The organism is Collinsella aerofaciens (assembly GCF_018785245.1).
GTDB classification, from domain to species: domain Bacteria; phylum Actinomycetota; class Coriobacteriia; order Coriobacteriales; family Coriobacteriaceae; genus Collinsella; species Collinsella aerofaciens_AD.
In genome coordinates this window covers 48,877-58,567 of sequence record NZ_WQPL01000014.1, presented here as the reverse complement: position 1 = coordinate 58,567, position 9,691 = coordinate 48,877, and the positions used below count along the sequence as shown (strand labels likewise).

Annotated in this window: 8 protein-coding genes and 2 tRNA genes; all 10 read right to left on the bottom strand. The window is 58.1% G+C overall.

All coding sequences use genetic code 11. The annotated features are described in order from the left end of the window. Window positions 1-558: 558 nt before the first annotated feature. The 10 genes from GPK39_RS03175 to GPK39_RS03130 all read right to left on the bottom strand — a co-directional run bounded on the left by GPK39_RS03175 (window position 559) and on the right by GPK39_RS03130 (window position 9,509). Window positions 559-634: transfer RNA gene (locus GPK39_RS03175), tRNA-Lys, on the bottom strand. Between the two features lie 28 nt (window positions 635-662). After that, window positions 663-1,943 carry an aminopeptidase gene (locus GPK39_RS03170; protein WP_022093791.1) on the bottom strand — a complete coding sequence of 427 codons (1,281 nt, stop codon included), beginning with the start codon at window positions 1,941-1,943 and terminating at the stop codon, window positions 663-665. Window positions 1,944-2,032: 89 nt separating this feature from the next. Next, a complete protein-coding gene (locus GPK39_RS03165) occupies window positions 2,033-2,608 on the bottom strand; it encodes an ABC-2 transporter permease (RefSeq protein WP_022093792.1) in 576 nt (191 codons plus the stop codon). Next, the gene (locus GPK39_RS03160; RefSeq protein WP_035136481.1) at window positions 2,609-3,487 is read right to left on the bottom strand and encodes a phosphoribosylaminoimidazolesuccinocarboxamide synthase; all 879 of its coding nucleotides are present in this window, start codon (window positions 3,485-3,487) and stop codon (window positions 2,609-2,611) included. A gap of 118 nt (window positions 3,488-3,605) precedes the next feature. Next, window positions 3,606-5,171 carry a sensor histidine kinase gene (locus GPK39_RS03155; protein ID WP_215673732.1) on the bottom strand — a complete coding sequence of 522 codons (1,566 nt, stop codon included), beginning with the start codon at window positions 5,169-5,171 and terminating at the stop codon, window positions 3,606-3,608. A gap of 11 nt (window positions 5,172-5,182) precedes the next feature. Beyond that, complete coding sequence (locus GPK39_RS03150) at window positions 5,183-5,905, bottom strand: response regulator transcription factor (RefSeq protein WP_215673731.1); 723 nt, start codon at window positions 5,903-5,905, stop codon at window positions 5,183-5,185. A 153-nt stretch (window positions 5,906-6,058) separates the two neighbouring features. After that, the gene (locus GPK39_RS03145; protein ID WP_035136485.1) at window positions 6,059-7,270 is read right to left on the bottom strand and encodes a twin-arginine translocation signal domain-containing protein; all 1,212 of its coding nucleotides are present in this window, start codon (window positions 7,268-7,270) and stop codon (window positions 6,059-6,061) included. Next, window positions 7,270-7,533 carry a TIGR03905 family TSCPD domain-containing protein gene (locus GPK39_RS03140; RefSeq protein WP_006236206.1) on the bottom strand — a complete coding sequence of 88 codons (264 nt, stop codon included), beginning with the start codon at window positions 7,531-7,533 and terminating at the stop codon, window positions 7,270-7,272. Before GPK39_RS03140 ends, GPK39_RS03145 begins: the two co-directional genes overlap by 1 nt. Window positions 7,534-7,661: 128 nt before the next feature. Then, the gene (gene purB / locus GPK39_RS03135; RefSeq protein WP_022093797.1) at window positions 7,662-9,008 is read right to left on the bottom strand and encodes an adenylosuccinate lyase; all 1,347 of its coding nucleotides are present in this window, start codon (window positions 9,006-9,008) and stop codon (window positions 7,662-7,664) included. A 426-nt stretch (window positions 9,009-9,434) separates the two neighbouring features. After that, window positions 9,435-9,509 (bottom strand) — tRNA-Gly (locus GPK39_RS03130). Between the last annotated feature and the right edge of the window lie 182 nt (window positions 9,510-9,691).

The following is a 9,691-nucleotide window of genomic DNA, read 5'->3' as shown; positions in this document are numbered from 1 at the left end:
CCCGCGGCTGATCCGGTTGCACCGGGCCGCGCGGCAAGGAGATATATTGCCAGACCGGAGGGGCCCCGTGGGCGGGAATCGCGCACTCCATATTTTGTTCACAAATGAATAGATCCCTCAGTCGCGTCACTGAGGTTAAAACTGAAGCATTGGCTTCTGATATTGGCGATGACCAGCTGTTTTATGAGTATTGAGACATCGGTCATCTCTGGAGCGCTACTTTACTCCAAAGGCATCAGCTATTTGTTTCCCATCGGTAAAAGGCGGGTTTTGTTCGCCAAGCGTTCTTATATATAGATAGATACGGGTTCGAACCCGTGCACCGGCAACAAAAAAGACGGCCAACCGAAGTTGACCGTCTCAACAATCTTTGGGTGGGCCGTCGGGGGTTCAGCCTGCTCCGCAGGCGGCCGCTGCGGCGCTTTCGCGCCTTGCGCGCCTTGCGCGCTGCGCTGGCAAACGCTCACGCGTTTACTCAGCTCCGCGCCCTTTCGGGTTCGAACCCGTGCCGCGGTAACAAAAAAGCGGCCGGCATCCGCCAGTCGCTTTTCTATTCTATGGTGGGCCGTCAGGGGTTCGAACCCTGGACCTTGGGATTAAAAGTCCCCTGCTCTGCCAGCTGAGCTAACGGCCCGCGGGTGGCATTGTACCACGGTCTGGGACTATTCCCAACTCCATTGGCCGTTCTGGAAAATCACAACTTCACGTCCATCAGGCGTAATGCCCGTAATATCGATGTCGTCCGTGCCGATCATAAAATCGACGTGCGTGCTCGAGACGTTAACACCATGCTCCAGGAGCTCCTCCTTGGACATGTCGTACCCGCCCTCGATGCATTCGGGGAAACCGACACCTAGCGCGAGATGGCAGCTAGCGTTCTCGTCATAGAGCGTATCGTAGAACAGAACACCACTTTCGCGGATCGGCGTGTTCTTGGAAATGAGCGCGACCTCTCCCAGGTGAGCAGCGCCCTCGTCAGTATCGATGATACTTGCGAGCGTTGCCTTGCCCACGCGGGCGTCGTAGTCCACCACGCGGCCGCCCTCGAACTTAATCCAAAAATCGTCGACTTTATTGCCGTGGTGGATGAGCGGCATGGCCGAGTACACGATACCGTCGGCGCGCATGCGATCGGGCGAAGTGAAGACTTCCTCGGTGGGAATGTTGGGGAAGAAGGGGTGCCCATCGGGCGTCTTGCCCTTGCCGCCGGCCCACTCGTGACCCTTCGTCATGCCAATCGTCAGATCGGTTCCATTTGCCGCGGTGTAATGCAGGCAGTCGAAACGATTGTCGTTCAGGAAACGCAGGTTCTTTTCGAATGCGGCGTCATGGAGCTCCCAGTCGCTCTCTGGATCCTGGCCATCGGCGCGAGCGGTGTGCAGAATCGCATTCCACAGCTTATAGATTGCAACCTCATCGGCGTCTCCCGGGAACACCTCGCGCGCCCAAGCCACGACCGGAGCGCCGGCGATGCACCACGGATTGATGTTGTAATCCAGTCCACGGCGGAAAACTTTGCACTGCGTGTTCTTTGCCTTAGAAGCTGCAGCGGGCTTAGCGGGATCGATGCCCTTAAGGGCGGCGGGGTCCGCACCCTCGATAAAGATAAAGCAGGCACCGTCCTGGGCCAGGGAATCCAGCTGCAGGCGCTTCCACTCGGGTGTCTGCTCAAAATAGCTTTTCTCGACATGCTCGTACGTGAGCCTCGTCACGGCATCATCGGCCCAGATGACCGTCACGTGGCCGGCGCCGGCAGCATAGGCCTCCGCGACCACCACGCGCGCAAACGGCGCGCACTCAACCGGAGACTGAACGACGACTTCCTGGCCGGGCTTAACGTTTACGCCCTTGCGGACAACCAGGCGCGCATAGTTTTTAATCTTGGGCTCCAGGGACTTCATACCCTCCAGGGCCTCTTCGACCGTCAGGGCAGCTCGAATCATGTGCCACTCCATCTATCTATAGAACAGTAAAAAGGCGCGCCGCAAAAACGACGCGCCTTATATCTTAGCGATAAGTATGTATGCAAACGCTACTTCTTCTTGGAGTCCTTCTTGTCCTCCTCGGCAGCTGCGCGCTCGATAAGAGCGTTGAGCTTGTTCTCGGACATGCCCTCGGCCTGCGCGCGGTACATGTTGCGCAAGGGACGAATACGAGCGAAGTCGTAGATAAAGTCACCTAGGATGATGACATAGGACAAAACGATGCCGACCATCTGGACAGGGCTGGACACCATGCCAGCGGGAGCGAAGTACAGCGAGGCCCAAATTGCCACGACGAGCACCATGCCAATGGCGAGCACAATCCACCAGATGCGACGGCGCTTGGTGTAGTCCTCGTCCTGCTTGAGGAGGATATTCGACACCGTATAGATGCGGTCCTCCTTGGCGCGCTGCTTAGCCTTGCGGGCGCGCTTCTCCTCTTTAGAGAGGCCCTCGAGGTTCTCGCCCTTCTCGAGCTCTTTGCGGCGTGCCTTAGACGAAGCCGGCACGACGCGAACGGAGCTCGCTGCTTGGCGGGCGGGCTTAGCAGATGCGGCAGACTTGCGCGCAACCCCGGTAACTTCGTGGGATTGCGTGCGCTTGTTCGTGGCGCTACGGGTACTCACTTATGCGTTCTCCTTCATGCTTGTGAACTGGGAGCCCGTGATGATCTGGAAGGCCTCGCGATAGCGCTCGGACGTGCCATCGATGACCTCGGCGGGCAGGTGCGGGGTCTCCCCCGTCATATCCCAGTTGGCCTTGAGCCAATTGCGGACGAATTGCTTGTCGTAGCTAGGCTGGATCTTGCCCTCCTCGTAGCTGGCAGCAGGCCAGAAACGGCTGGAGTCGGGCGTGAGACACTCGTCGATCAGCGTGACCTTGCCATCAATAACACCAAACTCGAACTTGGTGTCGGCAATGATGATGCCACGGGTCGCGGCGTACTCGGCGGCAGCCTTGTAGATCTTGAGGGAAAGGTCACGAATCTGCGTGGCGATGTCCTCGCCCACGATCTCGCAGCAACGCTCGAACGAGATGTTCTCGTCGTGGTCACCGATCTCGGCCTTCGTGGACGGCGTGAACAGCGGCTCAGGAAGCTTGGAAGCCTCGGTCAGGCCCTCAGGCAGCTGGATGCCGCAGACGGTGCCGTTCTCGTCGTAGGTCTTCTTGCCCGAACCGGTCAGATAGCCGCGGACGATGCACTCGATAGGAATCGTCTGGGCCTTCTTAACCAGCATGGCGCGGCCAGCGAGGTAGTCACGATACTCAGCAAACTCCTCGGGGAAATCCGCCGGGTCGATGGAAACGAGATGGTTGGGGACGATGTCGGCAAACTTATCGAACCAGAATGCCGAGATGCGATTGAGTACCTCTCCCTTAAACGGAATCTCGTCGGGAAGAATGAAGTCGAACGCAGAAATGCGGTCGGTGGCGACCATCAGCAGGTTTTCACCGGCATCGTAAATATCACGAACCTTGCCACGGGAATCCGGACGACGCTCCATCGTTGTCACGTGAGTCACTCCTTACCTAAATACGACAGAAATGCGGGTTCTTTCCCGCATGTTTTCGCAAACTCGGAGCGGCAGGGACGCGGCCCCTCCTTCACCGAATAGCGAAAAGCTAGTGCTCCATTGTAGTAGATGCCGCGTCTGCCGTGTGCTCGCGGGGCAGATGAATTGTAAAAGTCGTACCCTTTCCAAGCTCCGACTCCACGGATATGTAGCCATGGTGACGCTCGACGATCTGCTTGGTCACGGCGAGGCCAACGCCCAGGCCGCCAGCTTCGCGGGCGCGGCTGGCATCGGCGCGCCAAAACCGCCCGAAGATGCGCGACAAATCGTCCTTGGCAATACCGATGCCGGTATCAGAAACGGCAATGCTGACGTGCTTGCGGTCACTGAGCACCGACACCACGACCCAACCGCCCTCGGGGGTGTAGCGCATGGCGTTGCTCATGAGGTTGATAACACATTGCGTGATCATGTCGGGATCGGCCTCGACGACATCGTCGTGACCCTGGGTCTCGTCCGCAAAACGCAGGCGCAGATCGCGGTCGACAAACAGGCGCTCCTGGGCATTAACGATGGAACGCACGAAAGGAACCATGTCCACCGGCTCAAGGTTGAGCGGAGCCGAGCTGTTTTCCATGCGCGACAGGTCGAGCATCTGCTGCACCAGACGAGCCAGGCGACGCGTCTCGGAAGCAACGGTTTCCAAATGCTCATCGTCGGTGGGATACACGCCATCCTGCATGGCCTCGACCGTTGCGAGCATGGCCATAAGCGGCGTGCGAAGCTCGTGTGCAACGTCTGAGGTCAGGCGCTTCTCGTGTTTCATATCCTTCTCGAGCGAAGTGGCCATCTCATCGAAGGTCTCACCCAGCTGATCGATCTCGTCATCACCGCGCAGTCCCGTGCGAGCCGACAGGTCGCCGTCACGGATTTGCTTTGCGGTACTGGTGATGCGATGAATCGGCTTGGTGAGCATGCGCGACACGAGCGATCCGATAACGACCGAAATGCAGATTGCAACAACCGCGGCGAGGGCCATGGCGTTAAAGGTCTTCTCCCTAAACGCAGAGTCCGCCTTGGTGAGCAGAGCGTCGGAGCCGATGGCCCACAGCTTTACCTGTCCGACATGCTCGCCGGAAGACGTTACAATCTCGACGTTAGCAACGCTATCGGAGTCGGTTGGAGCAGACGAGACCGGGCTATGCGATGCCCTCTTGCCGCTCGTGTCGTCGGTCGTAGCCTGGTTTTCGCGTACATCGGCGGTGGCGCTTGCCGAGGGCCAGGAATCGTCATAAACGATCACGCCCTTTTTATTGACGACCTGCATGCCCAGATCGTCGGAAACCAAACTCGACGTTGCGACCGTGCGCAGTTCTCCCGCGGTCCAAGAGCCGTTTTCCTCATATGAGGTTGCCAACTTCTCGGCAGCGGAATTTGCGATTTCGACGATATTGGAGCGTGTGTAATCCGAAAAGACCGTGCCCCACACAACAGAGACAACGCCCACCAGCACCAATACCGTCATGAGCGATGTCAGAGCAAAAGCAAGTGCCATGCGCGAGGGATAGCTCATCGTTGGCCGTGAATCGGAACGAGGCGTGTTCCAACTAGCCTTGGAACCCGCCTCGCTCTCCTGCTTGTGCTTTTGTCCGATTTCAAAGCGCGCAGGTGTCATATGTGATTTCCCTATTTCTCGTCCGACTTATCGGTCTTGGCCGGAGCCTCGAAGCGATAGCCGACACCATGGACGGTGTAGAGCCACTTGGGCTTCTTGGGATCATCGCCCAGCTTGGCGCGAAGATTCTTCACGTGGCTATCGATGGTGCGCTCATAGCCCTCAAAGTCATACCCGAGCACTTTCTCGACCAGCTCCATGCGGTTATACACACGGCCGGGATGGCGGGCAAGCGTGGTGAGCAGCTTGAACTCGGAAGCCGTCAGATCGACTTCCTTGCCCTCGACCAAGATCTTGTGGCCCGAGATATCGATGACCAGATCGCCGAAGTCGAGTACCTCGACGGCGGGCTCGTCGGCCTGATGGGCACGGCGGAACAGAGCGCGAACGCGGGCGACGAGCTCGCGCGGCGAGAACGGCTTAATCAGATAGTCGTCGGCGCCGAGCTCAAGACCGATAATACGGTCCTCGATCTCGCCCTTAGCCGTCAGCATGATGATGGGGACATCCGAGGTATCGCGAATGGTGCGGCAAACGCGCTCGCCGGGGATCTTGGGGAGCATAAGGTCGAGCACGACCAGGTCGAACTGATGCTTCTCGAACTCCTCGATCGCGGACTGGCCGTCGCTGACGCCCACAACCCAGTAGCCTTCGCGCTCGAGATAGGCAGCGACGGCGTCACGGATTGCCTTCTCATCCTCGACCAGCAGAATCTTTTTTGCATCTGAAGCCATAACACGGCCCCCCTGTCTCAATTAGCTAAGAACAAGCCCATTTTAACGCACCTGAGCCCGCCGGATGCCGCTATGACGCGGCAGCTCGGCGGGCGGTACTCACAATTACAACGCGTTTATTCCCCTGTTGGCGCCTTTTTAACCCCTCTAAGCTTAAAGAGAGAATAGACGTGCAGTGACCGTCTCTGGTATACCCTGGCTGTTGCGCACCGTGGCGTACGTAAGGAATGAGTCCGATTTTCCCGCCGTAGCTGGATAATCGCCATACTCCAAAGCGCGGTCGGGCGACAGCAGCGAGCCATAGGTCTTGGCAGAGGTGTCGATCAGGAAATGCGACGCCTGTACCTTAACAAGGTATTTATTCTTCTTGCCAGCCGCACATGCGAGCGGCTCGCGGGACAGGAAGAGGTACGGCCCTCCCTCATTACCGATATATGTGCCCATATTGCCCAGGCTGCCCACGCCACTATAGGCCGCCTCGATAGAAAACACGAAGGTATCGCCCATATATACGGCCTCGAAAGGCGAGACTGACGAGGGAAGGACTAGCTGGGCACGTTTGGTGTTGTTGCCGTCGGTCAGATCGATTGCCGTTATGCCGTAGTAGACGCCCTCGTCGTTGCGGACACGCGGCGAGATGGTCAAAATGCCGTCGCTCGCGCGCGGGGCCGATGCAAAGCGGCCCGTCGATTTCCAAATTACCTCGGCCTTGGATTCATCAAGCGAGCGACGATAGCAAAACGAATCACTACTCGTTTTATTGCCGCCTGCCGAAGGCATTTTATACCAGATGACTGATGCCCCGAACGCCGTAAACAGCGGCGGATCGTAGTCCTTGCCACCTCGATCGAGCTCAACCACGTCGCCAGAGAGCGAAGCGCCCGACAGATTTTGAGCGTAGAGCTTCCACGATGAATTGGCAAAGTTCATCTCAACCCACGCGAATACGCCGTCGCCGGCACGGACATCGTAGAATGCATATCCCGTGCCCTCGATAGGATCCTCGATTAATGTGGTAAGCGAGCCATCGCCCAGGTTGAGCACACCGAGCGTGTTGGCGTGCAGTGCCGATGCGGGCGCCATCATTGCCGCGGCGTAATCGCCGTCGCAGTAGTACAGCAGCGTACCCAGAGGCAGCGTCCACGACGCCGCCGGCTCAAGATCGATGTCGACTGCCTCGTACTCATCCGTAATCGAGATGATTTTGGAATCATCCTTGATAACCTGCGGCTCGCCGGCGGCATCATCGCTGGTGCCCGTTTTTTTCGAGCATCCGGCAAGCACCGTGGCAGCGCCCGCGGCAGCCCCACCGAGTACAAAGCCGCGACGCGATATTCCGTTCTTGATGTGATCGGCGATACCCATTAGGCGATCTCGGTGCGAGCGGCCTCGATAGCGCGTGTAAGCTGGTCGGCGCAGGAGGTCTTTTTCATACCGCAGGTATTACCGGCGAGAACCTCGATTACGCGATCGGCAGGAGCGCCCTCGACCAGCTTGGAGATAGCCTTGAGATTGCCGTCGCAGCCGCCGGTAAACTCAACGCCCATCACCTTGTTGCCGTCATCGGAAAGATCAAGGTGAATATTGCGAGCACACACGCCCTGAGGCTTGTAATCAAACGAAATCATGCGATCCCCTCTCAGAATGTTATTCGAGACGACTATTATCCCCGTCTTTCCCTAAATGCAACGAGGCGCTTTGCCGGCAACACACATTACCAGCAAAGCGCCCTAAAAAGCTAACGTTATGCCCGAACCTACTCGAAGCTCAGCTGCTCCAGACGATCAAAGACCGTGTCGATACGGGTGAGGAAGTCCCACGGATCAAAGATCTCGTCGAGCTTCTCCTGACTGACGGTGCAGCGCGGGTCGGCCTCGAGACGCTCCTTAAAGGTGGGGCCGGAGACACAATCCTGTACCTCGTGCCAGGTTGCCATAGCGTTCTCCTGCACAATGGCGTACGCGTCCTCGCGGGTGATGCCCGTGTCGACGAGGGCGAGCAGTACCTTGGAAGAGAAGATGAGGCCGCGGGTCTTATTGAGGTTGGCCATCATGCGGGCGGGATACAGTTGCAGGCCGTCGATAACGCGGATGAGGCACTGGAACATGTGGTCGAGGGCGATGAAGCTGTCGGCCTGGGCGACGCGCTCGGCAGAGGAGTGCGAAATGTCACGCTCGTGCCACAGGGCGACGTTGTCGAAGGCAACCTGCGCGTTGGCCTTCACGACGCGCGACAGGCCGCAGACCTTCTCCATGGTGATGGGGTTGCGCTTGTGCGGCATAGCGGAGCTGCCCTTTTGACCCTTACGGAACGGTTCCTCGGCCTCGAGTGTATCGGTCTTCTGCAGATTGCGAACCTCGGTAGCGATGCGCTCACAGGTGGCCGCGGTGGTGGCGAGAACGCCGGCGAGATAGGCATGGTGATCGCGGCTGATGACCTGCGTGGACAGAGGATCGTGGACCAGGCCCAGGTGCTCGCAGACGTACTCCTCGACGAACGGCTCGATGGAGCTGTACGTGCCGACAGCGCCCGAGATAGCACCGAAGGCAACGTTCTTGCGGGCATCCTCAAGACGGTCCAGATCGCGCTTGAGCTCCCAGGCCCAAGAGCCAAACTTCATGCCGAAGGTCATCGGCTCGGCATGGATGCCATGAGTACGGCCGGCGCAGAGCGTGTTGCGCTCCTCAAAGGCGCGACGCTTGCAAATCTCGCCGAGCTTCTTGACATCCTCGATGATCAGGTCGCAGGCCTGGGTGAGCTGGTAGCACAGGGCCGTGTCGCCCAGATCGGAGCTGGTCATGCCATAGTGAACCCAGCGGCTGGGTTTGGGGTCGCCCTCGGGAACATCGGCATCGATGTATTCCTTCATGTTGGTCAGGAAGGCAATGACGTCGTGGCGCGTGACTTCCTCGATCTCATCGACCTTCGCCTTCTCAAAGTTGGCATGGTCGCGGATCCACTGGGCCTCGTCTTTGGAAATACCGATCTTGCCGAGCTCCGCCTGGGCCTCGCAGGCCAAGACCTCGATCTCCTGCCAAATGGCGTACTTGTTCTCGAGGGAGAAAATGTGTCCCATCTCCGGGCGGGTATAGCGATCGATCATAGCGGCTCCTTTTTGGTTATTGGCACGTTGGTCGTAACCCATCCATTGTACCGTGCGCAGGTGCAAGTATGGGCAGCAGGCATTAACCTAACATTTTGGAATTGGAGCGAGCAACGGGACGTCTGCGTTATTTGCTTCGCAAATACGCACCGGCTGCGGTCGATCTCCTCGGATTCACGGAGACGAAGGGGAAGACTTTGTTGAATTAGCCGTCCCCTTGTCTCCCGTGCCCGATGGAGCGGGCAACGGGACGTCTGCGTATTTGCTTCGCAAATCCGCACCGGCTGCGGCCGCCTATCGGCGACCTTGCCTGCTCGCTATAAACGCTTCGCGTTTATTTAACGCTCGCACCCTGTCGGGTTCGAGTCCCGGCGCTTTATTGAAAAAAGCACGGCACCGTGATGGTGCCGTGCTTGTGCTCTTAACTGGAGCGGGCAACGGGACTCGAACCCGCGAGTGTCAGCTTGGGAAGCTGATGCCTTACCACTTGGCGATGCCCGCTTGTGTGTTGGCTAGTATAACGCGGTTGTCTTGTTCGATACAAGGGTGGCGATGCTTGTTTTAGCTGTGGAGATTCGTTTGAAAATCGCGTCAATTGTGGAGATGAGGACCTTTGACCTCCTGTTCTCCCTATCTTCTACCTGCGCTTTTGCTTGATTGTTGTATTTGAGCTCAATTTGTCA